20 protein-coding genes and 1 other RNA gene are annotated in these 20569 nt (G+C 38.9%); 8 read left to right on the forward strand and 13 right to left on the reverse strand.

What is annotated here, in order from left to right:
• Window positions 1–69 precede the first annotated feature (69 nt).
• A complete protein-coding gene (pheT, locus tag QRD02_RS05540) occupies window positions 70–2496 on the forward strand; it encodes a phenylalanine--tRNA ligase subunit beta (RefSeq protein WP_290253924.1) in 2427 nt (808 codons plus the stop codon).
• Window positions 2497–2560: 64 nt separating this feature from the next.
• Here the strand turns inward: pheT and QRD02_RS05545 are convergent, their stop codons facing one another.
• Window positions 2561–3139, reverse strand: a complete 579-nt coding sequence (locus tag QRD02_RS05545) for a fasciclin domain-containing protein (protein ID WP_290253925.1) — start codon at window positions 3137–3139, stop codon at window positions 2561–2563.
• Window positions 3140–3241: 102 nt separating this feature from the next.
• On the reverse strand, window positions 3242–3820 hold the full coding sequence (locus QRD02_RS05550; RefSeq protein ID WP_290253926.1) for a fasciclin domain-containing protein: 579 nt from the start codon (window positions 3818–3820) through the stop codon (window positions 3242–3244).
• Window positions 3821–3976: 156 nt separating this feature from the next.
• On the opposite strand from QRD02_RS05550, the gene QRD02_RS05555 reads away from it, so the two are divergent.
• The 3 genes from QRD02_RS05555 to QRD02_RS05565 all read left to right on the forward strand — a co-directional run bounded on the left by QRD02_RS05555 (window position 3977) and on the right by QRD02_RS05565 (window position 5339).
• Window positions 3977–4693: a hypothetical protein gene (locus tag QRD02_RS05555; RefSeq protein ID WP_290253927.1), complete on the forward strand. Its 717-nt coding sequence runs from the start codon at window positions 3977–3979 to the stop codon at window positions 4691–4693.
• 165 nt (window positions 4694–4858) lie between these two features.
• Complete coding sequence (locus QRD02_RS05560) at window positions 4859–5101, forward strand: putative signal transducing protein (RefSeq protein WP_290253928.1); 243 nt, start codon at window positions 4859–4861, stop codon at window positions 5099–5101.
• Window positions 5102–5105: 4 nt separating this feature from the next.
• Window positions 5106–5339: a DUF2007 domain-containing protein gene (locus QRD02_RS05565; RefSeq protein ID WP_290253929.1), complete on the forward strand. Its 234-nt coding sequence runs from the start codon at window positions 5106–5108 to the stop codon at window positions 5337–5339.
• 16 nt (window positions 5340–5355) lie between these two features.
• Here QRD02_RS05565 and QRD02_RS05570 read toward each other — a convergent pair whose 3' ends face one another.
• Window positions 5356–6981: an ABC-F family ATP-binding cassette domain-containing protein gene (locus QRD02_RS05570; RefSeq protein WP_290253930.1), complete on the reverse strand. Its 1626-nt coding sequence runs from the start codon at window positions 6979–6981 to the stop codon at window positions 5356–5358.
• A gap of 216 nt (window positions 6982–7197) precedes the next feature.
• Between QRD02_RS05570 and QRD02_RS05575 the strand changes: the two genes are divergently transcribed.
• On the forward strand, window positions 7198–8514 hold the full coding sequence (locus tag QRD02_RS05575; protein ID WP_290253931.1) for a TlpA family protein disulfide reductase: 1317 nt from the start codon (window positions 7198–7200) through the stop codon (window positions 8512–8514).
• Window positions 8515–8597: 83 nt separating this feature from the next.
• Here QRD02_RS05575 and fsa read toward each other — a convergent pair whose 3' ends face one another.
• From fsa to ffs, 5 genes are all read right to left on the reverse strand, one after another.
• The gene (gene fsa / locus QRD02_RS05580; RefSeq protein ID WP_290253932.1) at window positions 8598–9251 is read right to left on the reverse strand and encodes a fructose-6-phosphate aldolase; all 654 of its coding nucleotides are present in this window, start codon (window positions 9249–9251) and stop codon (window positions 8598–8600) included.
• 104 nt (window positions 9252–9355) lie between these two features.
• Window positions 9356–10639, reverse strand: coding sequence for a CHAT domain-containing protein (locus QRD02_RS05585; protein WP_290253933.1), 1284 nt, complete (start codon window positions 10637–10639; stop codon window positions 9356–9358).
• An 11-nt stretch (window positions 10640–10650) separates the two neighbouring features.
• Window positions 10651–11412: a hypothetical protein gene (locus tag QRD02_RS05590; protein WP_290253934.1), complete on the reverse strand. Its 762-nt coding sequence runs from the start codon at window positions 11410–11412 to the stop codon at window positions 10651–10653.
• A gap of 98 nt (window positions 11413–11510) precedes the next feature.
• Window positions 11511–12317 (reverse strand): SDR family oxidoreductase, encoded by an 807-nt coding sequence (locus QRD02_RS05595; protein WP_290253935.1) that lies wholly within the window; start codon window positions 12315–12317, stop codon window positions 11511–11513.
• A 172-nt stretch (window positions 12318–12489) separates the two neighbouring features.
• Window positions 12490–12588, reverse strand: an RNA gene (ffs, locus tag QRD02_RS05600) — signal recognition particle sRNA small type.
• Window positions 12589–12674: 86 nt separating this feature from the next.
• On the opposite strand from ffs, the gene QRD02_RS05605 reads away from it, so the two are divergent.
• Window positions 12675–13721, forward strand: coding sequence for a glutaminyl-peptide cyclotransferase (locus tag QRD02_RS05605; RefSeq protein WP_290253936.1), 1047 nt, complete (start codon window positions 12675–12677; stop codon window positions 13719–13721).
• A 107-nt stretch (window positions 13722–13828) separates the two neighbouring features.
• On the forward strand, window positions 13829–15343 hold the full coding sequence (locus tag QRD02_RS05610; protein ID WP_290253937.1) for a right-handed parallel beta-helix repeat-containing protein: 1515 nt from the start codon (window positions 13829–13831) through the stop codon (window positions 15341–15343).
• Window positions 15344–15411: 68 nt separating this feature from the next.
• On the opposite strand, the gene QRD02_RS05615 is transcribed toward QRD02_RS05610, so the two are convergent.
• Genes QRD02_RS05615 through glyA form a run of 5 tightly spaced genes read right to left on the reverse strand, consistent with a single transcriptional unit; the run spans window position 15412 to window position 18901 of the window.
• Window positions 15412–15891, reverse strand: coding sequence for a lipocalin-like domain-containing protein (locus QRD02_RS05615; protein WP_290253938.1), 480 nt, complete (start codon window positions 15889–15891; stop codon window positions 15412–15414).
• A gap of 37 nt (window positions 15892–15928) precedes the next feature.
• On the reverse strand, window positions 15929–16408 hold the full coding sequence (locus tag QRD02_RS05620; protein ID WP_290253939.1) for a nucleoside deaminase: 480 nt from the start codon (window positions 16406–16408) through the stop codon (window positions 15929–15931).
• 5 nt (window positions 16409–16413) lie between these two features.
• Window positions 16414–17109, reverse strand: coding sequence for an alpha/beta fold hydrolase (locus QRD02_RS05625; protein ID WP_290253940.1), 696 nt, complete (start codon window positions 17107–17109; stop codon window positions 16414–16416).
• 21 nt (window positions 17110–17130) lie between these two features.
• On the reverse strand, window positions 17131–17625 hold the full coding sequence (locus tag QRD02_RS05630) for a GNAT family N-acetyltransferase (protein WP_290253941.1): 495 nt from the start codon (window positions 17623–17625) through the stop codon (window positions 17131–17133).
• 1 nt (window position 17626) lies between these two features.
• A complete protein-coding gene (gene glyA / locus QRD02_RS05635; RefSeq protein ID WP_290253942.1) occupies window positions 17627–18901 on the reverse strand; it encodes a serine hydroxymethyltransferase in 1275 nt (424 codons plus the stop codon).
• A gap of 270 nt (window positions 18902–19171) precedes the next feature.
• On the opposite strand from glyA, the gene fahA reads away from it, so the two are divergent.
• Window positions 19172–20452 (forward strand): fumarylacetoacetase, encoded by a 1281-nt coding sequence (gene fahA / locus QRD02_RS05640; RefSeq protein ID WP_290253943.1) that lies wholly within the window; start codon window positions 19172–19174, stop codon window positions 20450–20452.
• Window positions 20453–20569 lie beyond the last annotated feature (117 nt).

Consider the following 20569-nt stretch of genomic DNA (forward strand, 5'->3'; position numbering starts at 1 on the left):
AACTTTCAACTTTCAACTTCAAACTTTCAACTAAATAGTATCTTTGCCCCCTGTTAAGAATTTACACTTATGAAAATTTCATACAACTGGCTAAAACAATTCATCAACTTGCCCTGGGACGCCGAAAAAACCGGCGAATTATTGACCGACCTCGGTCTTGAAATAGAGGGAATAGAAGATTTTTCTTCCGTAAAAGGCGGATTGGAAGGGGTAGTAATTGGCCATGTTTTGGAATGTGTACAACATAGCAATGCCGATAGATTAAAGGTTACTAAGATTGATATTGGAACCGGGGAAACTCTTCAAATAGTGTGTGGAGCGCCCAATGTGGCTATTGGCCAAAAAGTCGCGGTTGCAACCGTAGGCACTACACTTTATGATGCCGAAGGAAAACCTTGGCAGATAAATAAAGGTAAGATTCGCGGGGAAGTTAGTGAAGGAATGATCTGCGCCGAGGATGAACTCGGTCTCGGAAAATCCCACGAGGGAATAATGGTTTTGGATGCGAAATTAAAACCTGGAACCCCATTAGCCAAAGTACTAGAAATTGAAAACGACAAAGTTTTTGAAATTGGTCTAACCCCAAACCGTGCCGATGCCATGAGCCATTGGGGTGTAGCGCGAGACCTAAAGGCGGGCCTGCTTCACAAAGGAATTTCCACAAAACTCAATACCCCATCAACCAGCAGTTTTAGAATAGATAACCGCACCCTAAAAATTGATATAAAAGTTAAAGATAGTGCGCTGGCACCACGCTATTGTGGCATAACAATAAGCAACGTAAAGGTAGAGCCATCCCCTGCCTGGCTTCAAAATAGACTCAAGTCCATTGGTCTTTCGCCAATCAATAATATTGTAGATGTTACCAATTATGTATTGCATGAACTTGGTCAACCCTTGCACGCTTTCGACGCAGCAAGGATTGCAGGGAATACCGTTAACGTGAAAACCCTACCAGCGGGAACAAAGTTCACGACCTTGGATGGTATAGAACGGGAGCTGCACCCTGAGGATTTGATGATCTGCGATGACGAAAAACCAATGTGTATTGCAGGTGTATTCGGAGGAATAAATAGTGGCGTTACGGCAGCTACAACAAGTATCTTTTTAGAAAGCGCATATTTTAATCCCGTAAGTGTTCGCAAAACAGCAAAGCGCCACAGTTTAAGTACGGACGCCTCCTTTCGTTTTGAGAGAGGAATAGACCCAAACATCACGGATTATGCGCTCCGCTACGCCGCAATTTTAATTCTTAAAGTTGCCGGAGGTCAAATAACGAGCGATTTGATTGACATATATCCAAAAAAGATTGAAGGTCACCAAGTGTTGTTGAATTTCGAAAAAGCAAATAATTTGATTGGGGAAGAGATTTCAAAGGAAACGATTAAAGACATACTCACTTCGTTAGAAATAAAAATAACCAATATTACCGAAACCGGCTTAGGAATGACCATTCCCGCCTATCGAAACGATGTTACCCGCGACGTAGATGTGATTGAGGAGATTTTGCGGGTGTATGGCTACAACAATATAAAATTCACCCAAAAACTCAATGCCTCCATTTCCCCAGTTTTGCCCGGGGAGGATTACCAAGTTCAGAATAAAATTGCGATGCAATTAACTGGTTTGGGTTTCAGCGAAATGTTGAACAACTCGTTAACCACGCCTACCTACAGTGATTTAAGCCAAACCATAAATTCTGCCCACAACGTATCTATGCTCAATCCGCTTAGCCAAGACCTCTCCGTATTGCGACAGTCTATGCTTTTTTCAGGTTTGGAAGCGATAGAATACAACAGCAATAGGAAGAACGCGGATTTAAAGTTGTTCGAATTCGGCAAAACCTACCACAAATTTCCGGGTGGAAGTTCAGAATTCAAACATCTATCTATATTTATTACAGGTTTAAAGGCAGAAGGCAATTGGACCAATCCAGAAAGCAAAAGCAATTTTTTCTTCGGAAAAGGAATTGTAATAGCTCTTTTGCAACGTTTGGGTCTAAATGGTTATACGGAAGAAATATCGGAAAACGATATATTCTCTGAAGGAATTACCCTGAAAAGGAACAAAACCATATTGGCAGAATTTGGAATCGTCTCCAAAAAAATCACAAAGGAATTAGATATTGACGCCGAAGTATTTTATGCAGATTTCCATTGGGATACCGTGCTGAAACAACTTTCAACCAAAAACTTTAAATTGGTTCCAATTGCAAAATTTCAGGCAGCACAACGCGATTTTGCTCTGTTGCTGGATGATTCCGTATGTTTCGCAGATTTACAAGAGGCCGCATACAATGCCGAAAGAAAATTCATAAAAGCCATAACTCTTTTTGATGTTTATAAAGGTCAAAACCTTCCCGAGGGTAAAAAAAGCTACGCCTTGAGCTTCACAATTCAAGATGAAGAAAAAACGTTGACAGACAAACAGATTGATAAAATTATGGGCAAACTTCAACAAAAATTCGAAACCGAATTTGGAGCAACGCTTCGGTAAAAAAAAACAGCGACCAATTAAAGTCGCTGTTTTCAATTTATAGAATTGGGAATTAAAAAAATAATTATTTGGGCAAAACTACGCTATCAATAACGTGAATAACTCCGTTTGATTGGTTTACGTCGGCAATCGTTACTGTAGCCATACCTCCTTTTTCATCCATCAACACCACTTTTTTTCCTTTCATCATTGCCGTCAATGCGCCACCGCTCACTGTTTGGTAAGTTGCTTTACCGTTACCCTTTATAATATCCTTCATAATTGAGGCTGCGCTATGTTTTCCTGCAACCACGTGATAGGTTAAAATAGTTTGAAGCGTTTTTTTGTTCTCCGGTTTTAGCAATGTTTCCACAGTTCCCTTTGGAAGCTTTTCGAATGCTTCGTTTGTCGGTGCAAAAACGGTAAAAGGCCCCACGCCCTGAAGCGTTTCCACCAAATCTGCCGCCTTTACTGCTGCAACCAAGGTTGTGTGATCCTTTGAATTAACTGCGTTTTCAACAATGTTTTTGCTCGGGTACATTTCTGCACCGCCAACCATTACGGTTTTTTCATCGCTCATCATGGTACCTTGGGCGAAAATGGAAGATGTTCCGGCTAAAATAGCCACTGAAAATAATGCTGCTGTAAAAATTTTTGATTTCATAATAATGTGTTTTTAGTTTTATGTTTATGTGCATATAAACGAAAGTCCGGAAACTGCGGTTTTGCGATTTCCGGACTTTAGGGTTTATTTAACTTATAAAACTTATTCTTCCGAATTCGGAAAGATCACACTATCGATTATATGAAAGAAACCATTTTTATGGTAGAAATCTGAAGCAATGATGTTTGCAGTCCTGTTTTCCGAATCCACTAGTTGAAGCGTTCCGTTTACTTCCCGAATTCGCAGACTATTGCCTTCAATGGTTTTCAAATAAGTATTGCTGCCCTGTTTTGCAATCTCATTTTTTAAGGTGTTACTATCAATTCTTCCCGGTACCGCGAGCATTGTGATTATCGAATTCATTATTTTGGGATTGCCTAAAATGGAATCCCGGCTTTTTTTGGGCAGGTTTAAAAACCCTTCATCCGCAATTGCAAAAATTGTAACAGCCTCCATCCCTTCCAGCTTTTGGCGAGAAGGGGCATTTTTCAGAACACTCGCCAGCACGGTGAAATCCGGCGCCTCTTCAATATTTTGATAAAATGATTTGTTTGAAGTGAAAGTACTTTCCCCCAATTTTCTGGAAACTTCCGCATTGTTTTTTGAGAGATATTTTTGGGCAGATGCATTTATTGAGAAACAGGCCAACAAAAGCAGGGTAATCAAATTCTTGAAATACATATTTTATTTTTAGGATTGTAAATATAACAAATACCGTTATAAAATGAGTTTGCCCATTACAGCTATCGCATTCTTTTTTATTGCTGCGAACCGTGTTAAATAATTGGAATGTTGGATTGTTGTCTGTAAATTTAGAATTCAAAAAAAGTACACGCTATGTTTTCACCCACTAATCTGGAAAATAGCCTGCTCAAATATCGCCAAAGACGCATAGGGGAAGCGTCCATAATGCAGGAAGTGCGGCACATATTTTCCGAAAATGAAAAGCAACGGAAAGAAATACTTTCCACGTTGGAATCGCCTTCCCCAGAAATTGAAAACCATTTTAATTTTGATTTGTTGCAAAGCTCCCATATTTTTCACATTAGTGATATCGAGAGGCTTTGCATAGATTATCGCCTCCGTTTTCTCGATTCGCATTATTTTAAGGGAACCTTTCCCGAGGAGGCCATAACCGCAATTCGAAATTTGGAAAACAACCACAAATTAACCCTAAGAAATTTTAAGATAATTGCCCCGGCCAAATTACTGAAACTTGAAAACGCCGATGATCCCTTGCTTTTTGCTCCAATGGGCAATGGTTATTTCTATTTAATACATAAATGGGGAAATGACCTCCACCCTTTCCGCAAGTTACTTATGTGGCCCTACAAAAGTTTTGATAATTTAGTTTTTACGGTTTTTATTATAAGCATTCTTTTAACTGCCCTTGCACCGATGTATTGGTTTTCTGACAATCCGGGTATTGCGGAATATTTGTTTTTAGGAATTTTCATATTTAAGGCCATAGCGGGATTGGTACTTTTTTATGGCTTTGCGAAGGGTAAGAATTTTAATGGAGCCATTTGGAATAGTAAGTTTTATAATGCCTAATAGCATTTTTAAATAAACATCCACTTTCAGAAAACCATCCTCATTTCGGGGATGGTTTTTTATTTATACAATAACTCATTTTTATGAAATCTTTCACAACCGCCTTAAGGTTGAAGTCGGAAATAAGTTAGTATTTTAGTGATTCAATCATTTAAAACTAAAACCATGTCAGATAACACAGAAGAAACAGTTCGAATATATACCGGCTCCGATATGATTGCCACTGGATTAGTAGTTAGATTGGAGGAAGCGGGCATTACCCCAATACTTCGCGACGACGAGCAGAGTGGTGTTATGTTTGGCGCTGGTAGTAAATTTGACGATCAGGTGCGTGTATTTGTTCGCGAAGACGAATTGGCAATTGCGCAGCCCATAGTTGATGCGTATCTAATTGAAATAGGAGAATAATAAAATGTCTGAAACTTCACGGATATACACGGGCCCAACATTAATTGCAAAAGGTTTGGTTGCGCGTTTGAATGAAATAGGCATAAGCCCAATTGAAAGGAACGATCACGACAGCAGTCTGCGCGCCGGGTTTGCGATGAGTATTGCAAATCAAACCATGATTTTCATCAGAAATGATGAATTGCAAAAAGCACAACCAATTATTGATGAATTTTTAGAAGAAATAGGCGACCAATAAATTTGATCGCCTTTTTTTATGCTTCAACTGCATACATTTTATCGCGCAGTTCTTTCAGTTTTTTATCGCCCATATATTCATCAAACGTCATATATCTGTCAATGGCTCCGTTGGGCGTAAGTTCAATAACCCGATTTCCGACGGTTTGGGCAAATTCGTGGTCATGAGTTGTAAATAAAACTGTTCCCTTGAAATTTTTCAAAGAGTTGTTGAATGCTGTAATAGATTCAAGATCTAAGTGGTTAGTAGGTTCGTCCAGCATAAGAACGTTCGCACGAAGCATCATCATTCGACTGAGCATACATCTTACTTTTTCACCTCCGGAAAGTACATTGCTTTTCTTCAAAGCTTCCTCGCCGCTGAAAAGCATTTTCCCAAGAAAACCACGTAGAAAAACTTCCTCGCGCTCTTCCTCTGTTTTGGCATATTGGCGCAACCAATCTACTAACGATAAATTATTTTTAAAAAATTCCTCATTATCCAAAGGCAAATAACTTTGGTTCGTGGTAATTCCCCATTGGAATGAACCGGTATCGGGCTTTATATGGCCATTTAAAATTTCATAAAAAGCAGTTGCCGCTCTCGAATCTTTTGAATAAACTACAACTTTATCACCCTTTGCCAAATTTATATCTACATTTTTGAAAAGCACATCGCCATCAATGGATGCGGATAGATTTTCAACATTCAAAATTTGGTCGCCCGCTTCGCGTTCGCGCTCAAAAATAATTGCGGGATAGCGTCGGCTTGAGGGTTTAATTTCTTCCACATTCAGTTTTTCAAGCATTTTTTTTCTAGAGGTTGCCTGCTTACTTTTTGCTACGTTGGCGCTGAAACGCATAATAAATTCCTGTAATTCCTTACGTTTCTCGTCCGCCTTTTTATTTTGTTGTGCCCTTTGGCGCGCTGCTAACTGGCTACTTTCATACCAAAAAGTATAGTTGCCGCTGTAGTGGTTTATTTTTCCGAAATCGATATCGCTAATGTGCGTACAAACTGAATCCAAAAAGTGGCGGTCGTGCGATACTACGATTACGCAGTTATCGTAATTCGCCAAAAAGTTTTCGAGCCAATTGATGGTTTCATAATCCAAATCGTTGGTGGGCTCATCCATAATCAGCACATCGGGATTTCCGAAAAGCGCTTGGGCCAATAGCACACGAACTTTTTGTTTCCCGTCCAGATCTTTCATCAATGTGTAATGGAGACTTTCATCAATACCTAGGTTTGAAAGCATCGCCGCGGCATCACTATCGGCATTCCAACCGTTCATTTCCTCAAACGCCACTTGGAGTTCCCCGATTTTTTCGGCATTATCATCTGTGTAATTTTCGTAAAGTTTATCTATTTGGCTCTTGATGGAAAAAAGTTCCTTATTTCCACGCACCACAGTTTCCAACACCGTAAATTCATCGTATGCGTTGTGGTTTTGCTCGAGAACCGACATTCGTTTTCCCTTTTCCAAATGCACGTGCCCAGAGGTTGGGTCCTGCTTGCCGGAAATGATTTTCAAAAAAGTGGATTTGCCAGCGCCATTTGCGCCTATAATTCCGTAAATATTTCCTGTTGTGAACTGCGTGCTCACCTCATCGAACAATATTCTTTTCCCGAATTGTACCGAAAGATTTGAAACTGAAAGCATATATTTTTAAATTTTGCGCAAAAGTAGCTATTTATGTGAGACCCCGAAAACATTAACGTTTGAAAAATCCTTTTAACCATCATTTAACAAAATAGGGCTCAGGCCTCGGCTACATTTGTCTGTTAATTTAAATGGTAGGTCGATTTGATTAAAAATATACTTCTTCTATTTTTTATTTCCGCGCTATTTTCTTGTAAGGACAAGACTGTGGAGGATATGAAAACAACCTACATTGCTGGCCAAATAATAAATCCGAGGGTTGATTATATTGTTTTTTCCAAGGGAAATCAAACTTTGGACACGGTAAAATTGGATAGGAATAACTTTTTCCACTACCAAACTGACAAAATTAAAGCTGGCCTCTATTTCCTAAAGCACGGCGAATCCCAAATTTTCTTTATTGAACCGGGCGATAGTTTATTGATTCACCTAAACACGATTGATTTTGACGAATCCCTTGCCTACTCCGGTCGAGGCGGGGAACAAAATAATTTGTTGATCGATCTATATCTGCGCAACGAGAATGAGAATTTGAATTTGCAAAAATGGTACACCCTATCCTCCTCTGAATTTGAGCATAAAATTGATTCGTTAAAAAAACGGAAAATCAATTTATACGAAGAATATATTAACACAAATGAAGTTGCCGAAGGCTTCAAAAAAGTGGCGCGTTCCAGCATAGATTATGATTATTATTCTAAGAAAGAAATGTATGCCGCAGCAAACCGAAGGAATATTGAAAATTTTGACGATAGTTATTTTGACTATCGGAAGCAGATTGATTTTGATCAAAATGAACTGAAGTATTATTACCCATACTATCGTTTTATGAACCGGTTTTTTGAAAATTTGGTATGTTCCAAGCTAGTCAACCAAAAGCCCATAGATCGAAATTCATTTGAATACAACTACCAAAAAATCAAGATGATTGATAGTGTGGTTACCTCAGATTCTCTTAAAAACAGTTTGCTGCGCCAGAATGCAATGGTGTATTTATTGAATGCAAAAAATGCCGAAGAGGAAACGAAGTACTTCGAAATTTATTCGAAAATAAATACCGACAAAAAAAATCTGGAAGAAATTCGTAAGCTATATGAGGCATCCATAAAATTGACCGCCGGCAATCAAATTCCGAGTTTGGCATTGGTAAATACCGATAATGTGGTGAAGGAATTACAGGAAATTATCAACGCGCCCACTGTTATTTATTTTTGGACGGGTCATTCGGCGGCACTTTATAAAAATATCCACAGCCGTGCGGCAGAGTTAAAATCTAAATATCCCGAATATGATTTCATTGCCATTAATACCGATACCCACTTTAAAAATTGGCGTGAAACCGTTAGAAAATTGAATTATAACAAAGAAACCGAATATCAGCTAGAAAATTTGGCCGATGCTGAAAAGAAATTGGTTCTGAATGCGATGAGCAAAGTTATTATTGTTGATAAAAACGGAATCATATTAGAAGGAAAGACTAACATGTTCAATTCAAATTTTGAAGAATTACTGCTAGGTTTTTTGAATAGATAGTTTCTGGAAATTTGGCATTCCGAAATTTCCTAAATGGAGAATTAACGGAATTCCCTCTGATGCTTTACTTTTTTTCCGGCTATTTAATTTCCCTTTTTATAATCATCCAAAAATTGTTTTAAGCCAATATCCGTCAAGGGATGTTTTAACAAACCTTCAATTGAAGACAGTGGGCCAGTCATAACATCAGCGCCTATTTTGGCACAATTTATAACATGCATCGTGTGGCGAACCGATGCGGCGAGAATTTTGGTTTCGAAACCATAGTTATCATAAATCAATCGAATATCTGAAATTAGCTCCAATCCATCGGTAGAGATATCATCCAGTCTTCCAATGAAGGGCGAAACATATGTGGCACCTGCCTTTGCCGCCAGTAAGGCCTGTCCGGCGGAAAATACCAAAGTGCAATTGGTTCGGATGCCGTGATCCGTAAAATATTTTATTGCTTTAACGCCTTCTTTCGTCATAGGCACCTTTACAACAATTTGTGGATGAAGTTCAGCCAACTCCTCACCTTCTTTTATCATACCTTCAAAGTCCGTTGCAATTACTTCTGCGGAAACATCGCCATCTACAATATTGCAGATATCCACGTAATGCTTCAAAATGTTGTTCTTGCCTTTTATTCCTTCCTTCGCCATTAACGAAGGATTGGTAGTTACGCCGTCAAGTACGCCCAAATCTTGGGCTTCGCGAATTTGTTCAAGGTTTGCAGTATCTATAAAGAATTTCATAGTAAAGATTTTTTTATTTCCTATTCCCTGCAAAAATAGGGAAGAAACTTACTACGAAATAAGGTTGTTGAAAAAGATTGATAAGTAAAAAAAGATAGGCTCTTTTATAAAAGTATCGGCAAACTGCTACCGGAACACCCTTCAAGTTCTATTGCGTTCACACCTAAAGCAAAGGCTGTTTCAATTGTTCTTCCTGCGCCTATTCCTTTATAAAACCCTACGCTGAAAGCAATAGCAGCATCATCCGGCATTGCTTTTGTCATTCCAACAACATATGGAACATGGTTTTTGATGGCTATTGCCTGATTACTGGAATAGCACGCGTTTAAAACCACGCAAGCAATATTGCCAGCCAGAATTTTGAAGATATTGGCCAAAGCACTGGTAGCTACATTTTTCGGTTTGCCATCTTCCCCCTCCAGCACAATTCCATCAATAAGGCCGTGGCCGGAAAAATGAACAAAATCCGGATTGTGGTCCAATAAAACCTGTTGTAATTCCGCAGGCGACAATGCCCATTTTTGAACAAGTTCGAAAGTATTTCGTAATTGGGCCAATTGCAATTGTTTGTCAATTTGGCTTATTTCCTTATCCAGCCTTAAGCGGTTGGAATCCATCGGGTTTGCGGAAAGAAATAGAATTTTAGTTTTCTTGGTTTCCAAATAATTACTGATTTCATAATTGTTGCGGTTTATCCATGAATAGGCACCTTCCACAGAAACCCCGTTTGGGAATAGTTTGATGTATTCTCGAAAAGCGTTACTCGAATCTTCAAATTTCCCCAGTTTATTAAGAGTAAAACCACGCTGGAAATAAGCCGAAGACAGAAAAAAACATTTTTGGTTTTTGTATTTGGCGATATAATTTTCTGTTCCCATTAAAATTCTTTTGTATAAGTCAAGATCTGCACGCGAAGGTTTTTCGTTGTTTGAAATACTTCCGTATAATTCATCCACAGCTAACCAATCATCTTTTTCTTCCCTTGGCACCAATATTACTTCTTGGTTAATTTCAATGGGAAAAAGCTGCATAAATTCAGCATTGCGACCCAATCGATTAAGTTTCACAGGAAGATATTTATCAAAATATTTTTGAAAAGCAAAACTTCTAAATTTTGTGATACAGTAATTCGGAAAAACCTCCACAACATATAGCAGATTATCGTCATCCTCGGTTTTTTCACCAAAAATATTCCCGTTAACATCCATCAATGGAGTTTTATATACAGTGCTAAGAAAATCGCCCGCTACCAAATTCATTTCCGTACCGGCATCTATATATATTTCAGAATTGTAACAGGCGTTTTCAACCCAATCGCGAAAAATGTAGTTATGTTCATAGAAATTTCGATTTTCGAACGGAGAGATATCAAGTTTAAGTACTTTCATAAACGCGCCATTTATTCAATATCCAAATTTAGATTTTCGATAACCTCAATGTTTTGCTGGCTTTTCAGCACCTGCTCCTCTCGCGCCTTGTCCCGCACAATTAGCGTAAGACCTAAGGAGACTTTATCGTTTTTCATATCTTTTGGATGTTTGCCGAGGGCATCCAAATCTCCACTTATATCCGTAAAGCTTTGCTGCCAGGATATCATGGCTTTATCTTCCACCTTTCCCATGTATTTTCCGGCAATGTCCGCAAGCTTAGTGATACCGTCTACAACCTGCATTGCTGGATTTGTAATGGAAAGGGCATCTTTTATTTTGGACATCCAAGAATTATATTCTCCGTCTTTCCTAACTTCAGCAAGAATATTGCCCACATCCCTTAAATTTTCCTTGCTTTTAATCACTGAAATCCAAACATGAATTTGTCCGGGCGTTTTTTGGGATTTCTTGGTTTTTTTGAAATAGAAAAGAGTTCTGTCCACGGGCAATTCCTCTCCATCATCAACTTTTGGAAAACCCTTTAAGTCAATGGTTTGATGTCCTTCGTCAACATCACTTACCACAATTATTAATAAATAAAACTGGGCGAGTCCGGGAAAAGGAAAAATTTTGGGAGTGCCATTGTTGATTATCAATACTCGAGATAATCTGATTTCTACGCCCGAAAGTTCGTCGGAGCTTTTAATATCTCCACCCGATCGGGTAAGCGAATCACTTTTCAAGGAAAAAACATTGACTTGGGTGTCGTCTGGATTGAATTTGATACTCATACAAATTTAATTTGGTATGTATAAATATATAGAATTTATACAACTAAGTATCAATAGTTTCCCCCGAAGGTGACAGTTTTTTGTATAATTAGCAGCTGCTATTTCAACCCATAATGATTCAAAAGCATACGTTCATATACTTTATCCGGCAATACGCGTTTTAGCACAATGGAGAACTTTTGCAACGGCGATCCAACTTTATAATGTATTCTGGGATTCTCGGTTTCAATAATTCGGTGCACTGCTTTAGCCATTTCTAAAGGATTGCCACCTTTTTCCACATGTTCGTTCATCATTTTTAGGGTGTTGCCATAATCCTTTTTATAGGGTGAGTTATTTAAAATTGGAGCATGGTAACGACCTGCTGCTATATTTGTGGCAAAATCGCCAGGGGCAATATTGGTCATTTTTATTCCAAATTGCATGGTTTCCATTCGCAGGGCCTCAATGGTTATTTCAAGGGCGGCCTTGCTGGCCGAATAAATACCGCGATATGGAAGGCCCATATATCCGGCAATGGAGGTAATGTTTAAAATATGTCCAAATCCCTGCTCGCGCATTTGTGGCAAAACGGCTTTTATAACATTAATGGGTCCGTAAAAATTGGTTTGAAAGGCATTCATGATTTCGCTTTCGGGAGTTTCTTCAATAGGTCCAGTAATACCAACCCCTGCGTTGTTGATAACTACATCAATCTTTTTTGCTTTACCGATAACTTCAGCAACAACGGCTTGAATGGATTCAGTTTGGTTCACGTCCATTTTTAAAAGCGGAAAAAAGGAGCCGGTTATTTTTTCAGGATTTCGGCTGGTTCCAAAAACTTGATAACCTTTTTTGGAAAGATATTCGCCCATGGCTTTTCCAATTCCGGAGGAACCGCCCGTAATGAGTACAGTTTTTGGCATAGAGGATTGTTGAATGGCAAAGGTGCGTTACTGTGGCGTGTTTTCCAAATAGTTTTTCGAAAAAGACGTGAGATGCAAGATCTAAAAAAGAAGACAATTAAAGATTTTTGTGGTTTCAGGAGCGTGACTGTGGTAACTCTTGATACAAAAAAAGGAAAGTTTATTCCACAAAAAATGGCAAGCTACCTACATCACACCGCTACGACCGTATACCCTTGCTGCGTTCCCGCCCTGGGGGATTCAACAGGAGCTGGTTGTGTAGGACTTGCCGTTGCAAATATAGGGCTTTTTGAAGTTTTTGCAAGGGTTTTCACAATTCAATTTTAATAAATATCTTGCGAAAAAATAATTTGAGGTATGAAATTTTATAATCTTTTAGCACCTACCCTTTTACTGCTTTTGATGGGCAGTTGCGGAAATAAATCTGAAGAAAAAAAAGACGCTTTTTCGCTTGAAATAAAGAACACAAATAAAACTTACACAACCGAGGATGTGCTTAACATCGTTCTAAATAATAAAAAGAATATTGAAACAGATTCCATTGTTTATTTTTTAAATGAAGAAAGAATTGACGTGTCAAACAATACCGTTTCCCTTGCCGGGAAAAAACTGGGTGAAAAAATTTTAAAAGCCACAATTTACAGTGAAGGCGAAACATATGAAGCCACACAGAAAATTACTATTTTATCCTCCATAAAACCAAAATTGTACACATATAAAATTCTGGAAACCTATCCGCACGATATAAAAGCTTATACACAAGGGCTGGAATTCGAAAATGATACTTTATATGAAAGCACGGGCCAATATAAAGAATCCACCCTTCGAAAAACCGACTACAAAACGGGCGAAGTACTAAAAATGCTGAAACTTGCAGATCAGTATTTTGGAGAAGGACTCACTATTTTAAACAACAAAATCTATCAACTTACTTGGCGTGAGAACACTGGATTTATATACAATCTGAACACCATGGAGCAGACCGGAACCTTCGTTTACGGAAAAAGTAAGGAAGGGTGGGGTTTGTGCCACGACGCCGAAAACAATATTTATAAAAGTGACGGCACAGATAGAATTTGGACTTTGAGCTCCAACACCCTTGCCGAAAAGGATTACATTGAAATTTTCACAAATACCAGCAAAATTAACAGTGTGAATGAGCTGGAATGGGTGGAAGGAAAAATATATGCCAACGTATATCAACAAGGCTCCATTGCCATTATTGATCCCTCAAATGGTGCGGTTGAAGGTGTGATAGACTTAACGGACCTTAAAGATAAGGTTACCCAACACCCGGGACTGGACGTTCTGAATGGGATTGCCTATAATGGCGAACCGAACATTCTTTATATTACCGGAAAAAATTGGGACAAACTTTTTAAAATTGAGATAGTTTTAAAATAATTCCTTTTCAAATCTTCAATCTACCTTTCAAAACTTCGACACTTTATTTCCCAGTTCACAATAATAACCTTCACAAAAAGTTATATTTTTACCAAAATTATACTTGAATGAGGTATTTATACGGATTGGGCATTGTGTGTTGCCTTGTAATGTGGAGTTCGTGCCGCAATGACTTTGAAACGGTGCCCAGCACTGGAAGTTTAGAATTTTCAAAGGACACTGTTTATTTAGACACCGTTTTTTCAAACATCGGCTCCAGCACCTATAATTTGAAAGTTTACAACAGAAGTGATGAGGATATAAACATTCCCATGGTTCGCTTGGCAGAGGGTGAAGCTTCCAACTATCGGCTGAACGTGGATGGGATGCCGGGCAAAATTTTCGAAAACGTCCAGATTCTTGCCAAGGACAGTATTTTCATTTTTATTGAAACCACCTTTAACGTTAATAATCTTCCCGAAAATCCAAAGGAATTTCTTTATACTGACCAATTATTGTTTGACACCGGTGGCAACCAACAAAAAGTAGAATTGGTAACGCTGATAAAAGATGCTGTATTCCTTTTCCCGGAAAAATATGCTGATGGAACCTATGAAACCCTCACATTGGGAACAGGTGTTGACACAGTGGAGGTTAGAGGCTTCTTTCTGGAAGATTCAGAACTGACTTTTACAAACGAAAAACCTTATGTTATTTATGGTTATGCGGCTGTTCCCGGCAATAAAACACTTTCCGTGGAGGCGGGTGCCCGCGTGCATTTTCATAATGGTGCTGGAATTATTGTGGCCCAGGGCGGGTCAATTCAATCTATTGGCGCCCCTAGTTCGGACCCAGAGGCCCTGGAAAACGAAATTATTTTTGAAGGCGATAGATTGGAACCCGGTTTCGCCAAAGTGCCTGGCCAATGGCTTACTATTTGGCTAACGGAAGGAAGTGTCAACAATGAATTTAAGCATACAACAATAAAAAACAGCACAGTCGGTCTTTTGGTTGATAATAGCCCTGTGATTCTTTCAAACGTTCAGATTTACAACAATGCAAACATTGGTTTGTTGGCGCGAAATAGCTTAATTATCGGAGAAAATATGGTTATCAATAATAGTGGTCAATCGTCATTAGCCATACAATTGGGTGGTAATTATGAATTTAGGCACTGTACTTTTGCCAATTATTGGACCGGAAGTTTTCGCTCTTTCCCTTCTGTTTCAGTTGACAATACCTTTAAAACTGAAACTGATCTTTTTATTGCAGATTTAATTAAGGCTGATTTTATAAACTGTATTATTTACGGCAATGAACGCCGAGAGCTTTCGCTTTACCAAGATACTCGTAGTGCCTTCAACTTCAAGTTTGAAAACTCTTTAATCCATTTTGAAGACCCAACGGGTGAATTTAGCAACAATCCATTGTATGATTTTTCAAATCCGGCATTATATCCTGCAACCAAGTTTAATTTGGATCCGGTTTTTAAAGCCACTGAAATGAATAATTTTAATATTGAAACGGGAGCCTCTGGTGCCGACGGCATAGGAAAACCGGGCGTACTTCCCTTAAAAGATTTGAACGGCGTGGATAGAAGCAATCCTAGAGATGCCGGGGTATACGAGAGTATAGAATTTTAAGTTTCCAAAAACATTCATAGACAACCCGTCCCATATGACGGGTTTTTTATTTTGAATTTTTAAAAGAATCACTTTGTTTTTAACCATTTCAGTTTAAAGTTGGCGTTTTTTCGTTCCACAGGTTGCATAATCAAAGTATCGCCATTGATATAAAATCTTCTATCGGCAGTTAGTCCAAATTCTGATGGGTTTGAGTGGGAAATTTTGAAATGCGAAACTATACTATCTGCTTCCGAAACTTTGTATGTACCTATATAGTAATAAGATTTCGTAATATGTTTCAAGGCATCTAAAGGAATGGAATCGTTGAAATTCAGGAACTGAATTCCCGCTGTTTCAAACCCTTTTTCATAAAGGTGAAGTGCGACGTGACCAGTTTCTTCATAAAGCAAATAGCCATCCATTCCGCCTTTATAGTCACGCCACGTATTTGTAGTAGTGTCGCGAACTTTCATACTCTCAAGCTTCCAAAAACCATTCAGTTTTGGCAATTCGGACCTTTTGTTTTGACAAGCAAACAATATGGAGAAGATTCCCACTGATGCCATAACAACCAATGTTTTCTGAATTCTCAAATTTCCAAAATTAGTAATCAACTCTTCCCTCCTTTGCTTCCCATTTATGGAAAACGCCTTTACCTTCCTCCCTATTCAGATTTATAAATTTAATATTTCGGTTTTCAATATTTTTTTCAATTTCATCATAAATAAAATGGTCATCAAAACCAATTTCCGCTGCATCTTCCTTTGTGCAGGCATAGTACACCGCCTTCGGGCGCGCCCAGTAAATTGCGCCCAAACACATTGGGCAAGGCTCGCAGGAAGTGTAAATTATACAATCAGCAAGTTGAAAAGTGTTCAGTTTTTCGCAAGCCTTTCGGATGGCGACAACCTCAGCGTGCGCCGTTGGGTCATTACTTGAAGTTACTTCATTAAAACCTTCCGCCACTATTTCGCCATTTTTTACAATTACTGCTCCAAAAGGCCCACCGGCGTTTGCGTCCATTCCTTTTGCTGAAAGTTCAATGGCTCGACTTATAAAATGTTTGTCCTGTTCGGTAATCATTTATTTTAGTTTTTTTCGATTAAAAAATTGTTGATAATGGAAGCTATTTTGTCAACCGGAGCACTTTCAATGGGATGCTTCAAGTTTTCAATTTTATGAAATTTTCCGTTGGGCAAAGCGTTCGCAACAGTTATCGATTCGATTTCGGTAGACATTACATCCAGTTCTCCGAGACAGATTAAGACCCGATTTTTTATTTCGGCTAAATCATCCAATTTTAAGGTTGTATCCCTTCCCAAATGTTGCATCATTTCGGCAGTATTTGCGACTAACCTTTTCCAATTTTGTTCGCCGTGAAGTTGTTTTAATCTGGCCGCGAAGGACGGAACTTTTTCTTCTATTTTTGCTGGATTAAGCATCTGCATTTCTTTTTCCGCAAAAGCAGGTGTCCATTCAAATTTTGTTCCCAAGGTTATAATTTTATCGACCAGATTTGGTTGCTTCCGCGCGAAATTTAAAGCCACATAACCACCCATACTATAACCGAAAATATCAATTTTTGAAATCCCGTTTTCGGTTAAAAAATCTGAAATGTTTTGGGTAAATAGTTCAATGGAGAAAATATTTTCACTTTCCAATTTTCCATGGCCTTCAAAATCCATTGTAAATACTTTTCTATGGGAAGAAAGAATTTCTTGCAATGGCAGAAACTGTTCCCTGCTTCCCAAAGCCCCGTGCAACAATAAAATTGGATTTTTCATCACAAAAAAATTTAACAGGAATTAGTTTGAAAAAAGTAGTAACTCTTCGCCATCTTCATATTGATATTTTCCCACTTCAGCAAGCCCGAGTTTTTTCAGCAATTTTATTGATGGAATATTCTCCGGCAGGGTAATGCCCACAATCTTTTCGATTTTTAGCGTTTCGGCAGCATAATTCATCACAGCCTGCGCCGATTCAAACGCATATCCTTTGTTGGCGGCTTCCGGTAAAAAAGCAAATCCAACATCGGGATGATCAAGATTGGCCCGTTTATAAAGTCCGGAGGAACCAAGAGGTTCGCCGGTTTTTTTCAATGAAACCAGAAAAGGTCCGAAACCATATTTTTCATAACTGCTCAAATAATTTTTCTGCATATATGCTTCCGCATCCCCGATGGTATTAATATTTCTATCACCAATATTTTTGAGCCAGCCATCGCTGTTCATCAATTTATAAATAAAGGGAGCATCGCTAAGCGTGTACTCCCTTAATATAAGTCGTTCGGTTTCAATCATCTCAATTTTTGAATAAAGGCAGGCCGGACATCATTTGGTTCACGGTTTCGGCAACGCTTTCAAGTTTTGTTTCATCTTGAAAATTTGTTATAACCTCATCAATCAAATCAACAATTTTTTCCATATCATTTTCCACCAAACCTCGCGTGGTTACTGCTGCCGTGCCAATTCGGATACCGCTGGTAACGAAAGGCGACTTATCATCAAACGGAACCATATTTTTATTCACAGTAATATCTGCTTTGCCCAAAGCTTCCTCTGCTTCCTTTCCGGAAATATTTTTGTTGCGAAGGTCAATCAGCATCATATGGTTATCGGTACCGCCGGAAATTATATCGTAACCTTTTTCCACAAATTTCTGCGCCATTACTGCAGCGTTTTTTTTCACCTGCACCATATAATGAAGAAATTCGTCCGTCAGCGCCTCCCCGAAGGAAATTGCTTTTGCGGCGATGATATGCTCCAACGGTCCGCCTTGATTTCCGGGAAAAATGGCGCTGTCCAATAGGCTGCTCATTTTCTTTAAGTTTCCATTTTTCAGTTTATGGCCAAAGGGATTATCAAAATCCTTACCCATCAAAATCATTCCGCCACGCGGCCCGCGAAGGGTTTTATGGGTAGTTGTGGTAACAACATGGCAATGCGGAAGCGGATCGCCAATAATTCCCTTTGCTATCAATCCGGCTGGGTGTGCAATATCTGCGAAGAGAAGCGCGCCAATTTTATCGGCTATTGCGCGGAAACGTTTGTAATCTATTTCCCTAGAATATGCGGAAGCGCCAGCAATGATCATTTTGGGCTTTTCCTTTAATGCAATCTTTTCTACTTCATCGTAATCAATTCTTCCGGTTTCCCTATCCACGCCGTAAAAAACCGGATTATAGAGTCGCCCAGAAAAATTCACCGGCGACCCGTGGGTTAAATGCCCACCGTGGGAAAGATCGAATCCCAAATATTTGTCACCGGGATTTAAACAGGCAGCAAACACAGCCGTATTTGCCTGCGAACCACTGTGGGGTTGCACGTTTGCATATTCCGCCCCAAAAAGCGCTTTTGCGCGGTCAATGGCAATTTGTTCCACTTCGTCCACCACTTCGCAGCCGCCGTAATAGCGCTTGCCTGGATAACCTTCCGCATATTTATTGGTTAAAACAGAACCTGCTGCTTCCATAACCTGTTCGCTTACAAAATTCTCTGACGCAATTAGCTCCAGTCCGTTTAGTTGGCGTTGTTTTTCGGCTTCTATTAATTCAAAAATTTGTTCGTCGCGTTGCATATAATGTTTTTGTTTTTAATGTTTAAAATCTATAAGAGTTATAGCTTCCAAACCTTAAATCGAAAGGCATAAACTCTTACGAAAGTTAATTAAATCCAAAAATAGTAATTCCATTCGGGAACTATCATGAAATATATATATTTGGCAGAGAATTTTACTAACACAGTAGGTGTTACCGACACAATGTAAGCTAGAATTAATTCTTTGATTTCTAATATTTTGAATTTTTTTTACTTAGTTTTATTTACAACTACAAAATAATTTTTTGACATGCCAATAACTGCCAACGATCCCAAACGAAAAACATGGCTCGAAACTCCGCCAGATACTGATTTTCCTATACAGAACATTCCTTTTGGCGTGTTTTTGACACGAGATGATATTATAACAATTGGAACCCGAATTGGCGATTACGCCATCGACCTTGGCGCCCTGCATCAGTTAGGCTATTTCTCAGGAATTGAGTTGACCGATGATATTTTTCTTCAAGACACTTTAAACGATTTTATAAGCGATGGCAGAAAAACTTGGCGACTGGTTAGAAACAGGATCGCAGATATTTTTGACAATGAAAATCCAAAACTTCGCGACAATAATGAACACCGAAAACATATTCTATTTACGCTGGATGAAGTAGAAATGCAGCTTCCGGTGCAGGTGGGCGATTATACCGATTTTTACTCAAGCAAAGAGCACGCAACAAATGTGGGCACCATGTTTCGCGGGAAGGATAATGCTTTAATGCCAAACTGGCTTCACATTCCCGTAGGCTATCATGGGCGCAGTTCCTCAATAATTCCCAGCGGCATAAATGCTCGCCGCCCTTGGGGGCAGACCCTTCCGGAGGGGGCCACGGAACCGATTTTTGGTCCATCAAAATTAGTTGATTTTGAACTTGAGATGGCTTTCATTACCACTGATGCAAATGTTTTGGGAGAGCCAATTCCCGTTAATGAAGCCGAAGAATATATTTTCGGCCTGGTGCTGTTCAATGATTGGAGTGCACGCGATATTCAAAAGTGGGAATATGTGCCGCTCGGTCCCTTTCTGGCTAAAAACTTTGCCTCATCAATTTCACCTTGGATCGTAACTTTGGATGCGCTTCAACCTTTTAAAGTGGAAGGTCCCAAACCCATAATGGAACAATTGCCCTACCTTCAGTATAAAGGAAAGAAAAGTTATGACATCAATTTAGAAGTTTACATTTGTCCGGAAAATGGCGAGGAAAATAAAATTTCCAATTCAAACTTTAAATATATGTACTGGAATATGGCCCAGCAATTGGCGCATCATACCATTAATGGTTGCAACGTAAATAGTGGCGATATGATGGGCAGTGGCACAATTTCCGGCCCATCGCAAGATTCCTATGGTTCCATGTTGGAACTAACATGGCGTGGCGAAAAACCAATAAAGCTTTCGGACGGAACCGAGCGAAAATTCATTAATGACAATGACACAGTTATTTTAAAAGGATTCTGCAAAAATGAAAATGTGCGAATAGGTTTTGGCGAATGTAGAACCAAACTGCTTCCCGCGATAAATATGTGAAAATTTTAATCTTCAAATATTAATTCCTGCTCGGTTTCAAAAACCTTGCAGGATTTTTTTTTAAGTGCCAATCTTATCAATATTTTTGGAGTTTAATTTTACAATTGGGTGAAGAAA

The organism is Aequorivita aurantiaca (genome assembly GCF_030410135.1).
Taxonomy (GTDB): domain Bacteria; phylum Bacteroidota; class Bacteroidia; order Flavobacteriales; family Flavobacteriaceae; genus Aequorivita; species Aequorivita aurantiaca.

Bases quoted from the DNA above. Each gene is read 5' to 3' on its own strand.
- pheT (WP_290253924.1), top strand. From the start codon at position 70: ATGAAAATTTCATACAACTGGCTAAAACAATTCATCAACTTGCCCTGG.
- QRD02_RS05545 (WP_290253925.1), bottom strand. From the start codon at position 3,139: ATGAAATCAAAAATTTTTACAGCAGCATTATTTTCAGTGGCTATTTTA.
- QRD02_RS05550 (WP_290253926.1), bottom strand. From the start codon at position 3,820: ATGTATTTCAAGAATTTGATTACCCTGCTTTTGTTGGCCTGTTTCTCA.
- QRD02_RS05555 (WP_290253927.1), top strand. From the start codon at position 3,977: ATGTTTTCACCCACTAATCTGGAAAATAGCCTGCTCAAATATCGCCAA.
- QRD02_RS05560 (WP_290253928.1), top strand. From the start codon at position 4,859: ATGTCAGATAACACAGAAGAAACAGTTCGAATATATACCGGCTCCGAT.
- QRD02_RS05565 (WP_290253929.1), top strand. From the start codon at position 5,106: ATGTCTGAAACTTCACGGATATACACGGGCCCAACATTAATTGCAAAA.
- QRD02_RS05570 (WP_290253930.1), bottom strand. From the start codon at position 6,981: ATGCTTTCAGTTTCAAATCTTTCGGTACAATTCGGGAAAAGAATATTG.
- QRD02_RS05575 (WP_290253931.1), top strand. From the start codon at position 7,198: ATGAAAACAACCTACATTGCTGGCCAAATAATAAATCCGAGGGTTGAT.
- fsa (WP_290253932.1), bottom strand. From the start codon at position 9,251: ATGAAATTCTTTATAGATACTGCAAACCTTGAACAAATTCGCGAAGCC.
- QRD02_RS05585 (WP_290253933.1), bottom strand. From the start codon at position 10,639: ATGAAAGTACTTAAACTTGATATCTCTCCGTTCGAAAATCGAAATTTC.
- QRD02_RS05590 (WP_290253934.1), bottom strand. From the start codon at position 11,412: ATGAGTATCAAATTCAATCCAGACGACACCCAAGTCAATGTTTTTTCC.
- QRD02_RS05595 (WP_290253935.1), bottom strand. From the start codon at position 12,317: ATGCCAAAAACTGTACTCATTACGGGCGGTTCCTCCGGAATTGGAAAA.
- QRD02_RS05605 (WP_290253936.1), top strand. From the start codon at position 12,675: ATGAAATTTTATAATCTTTTAGCACCTACCCTTTTACTGCTTTTGATG.
- QRD02_RS05610 (WP_290253937.1), top strand. From the start codon at position 13,829: ATGAGGTATTTATACGGATTGGGCATTGTGTGTTGCCTTGTAATGTGG.
- QRD02_RS05615 (WP_290253938.1), bottom strand. From the start codon at position 15,891: ATGGCATCAGTGGGAATCTTCTCCATATTGTTTGCTTGTCAAAACAAA.
- QRD02_RS05620 (WP_290253939.1), bottom strand. From the start codon at position 16,408: ATGATTACCGAACAGGACAAACATTTTATAAGTCGAGCCATTGAACTT.
- QRD02_RS05625 (WP_290253940.1), bottom strand. From the start codon at position 17,109: ATGAAAAATCCAATTTTATTGTTGCACGGGGCTTTGGGAAGCAGGGAA.
- QRD02_RS05630 (WP_290253941.1), bottom strand. From the start codon at position 17,625: ATGATTGAAACCGAACGACTTATATTAAGGGAGTACACGCTTAGCGAT.
- glyA (WP_290253942.1), bottom strand. From the start codon at position 18,901: ATGCAACGCGACGAACAAATTTTTGAATTAATAGAAGCCGAAAAACAA.
- fahA (WP_290253943.1), top strand. From the start codon at position 19,172: ATGCCAATAACTGCCAACGATCCCAAACGAAAAACATGGCTCGAAACT.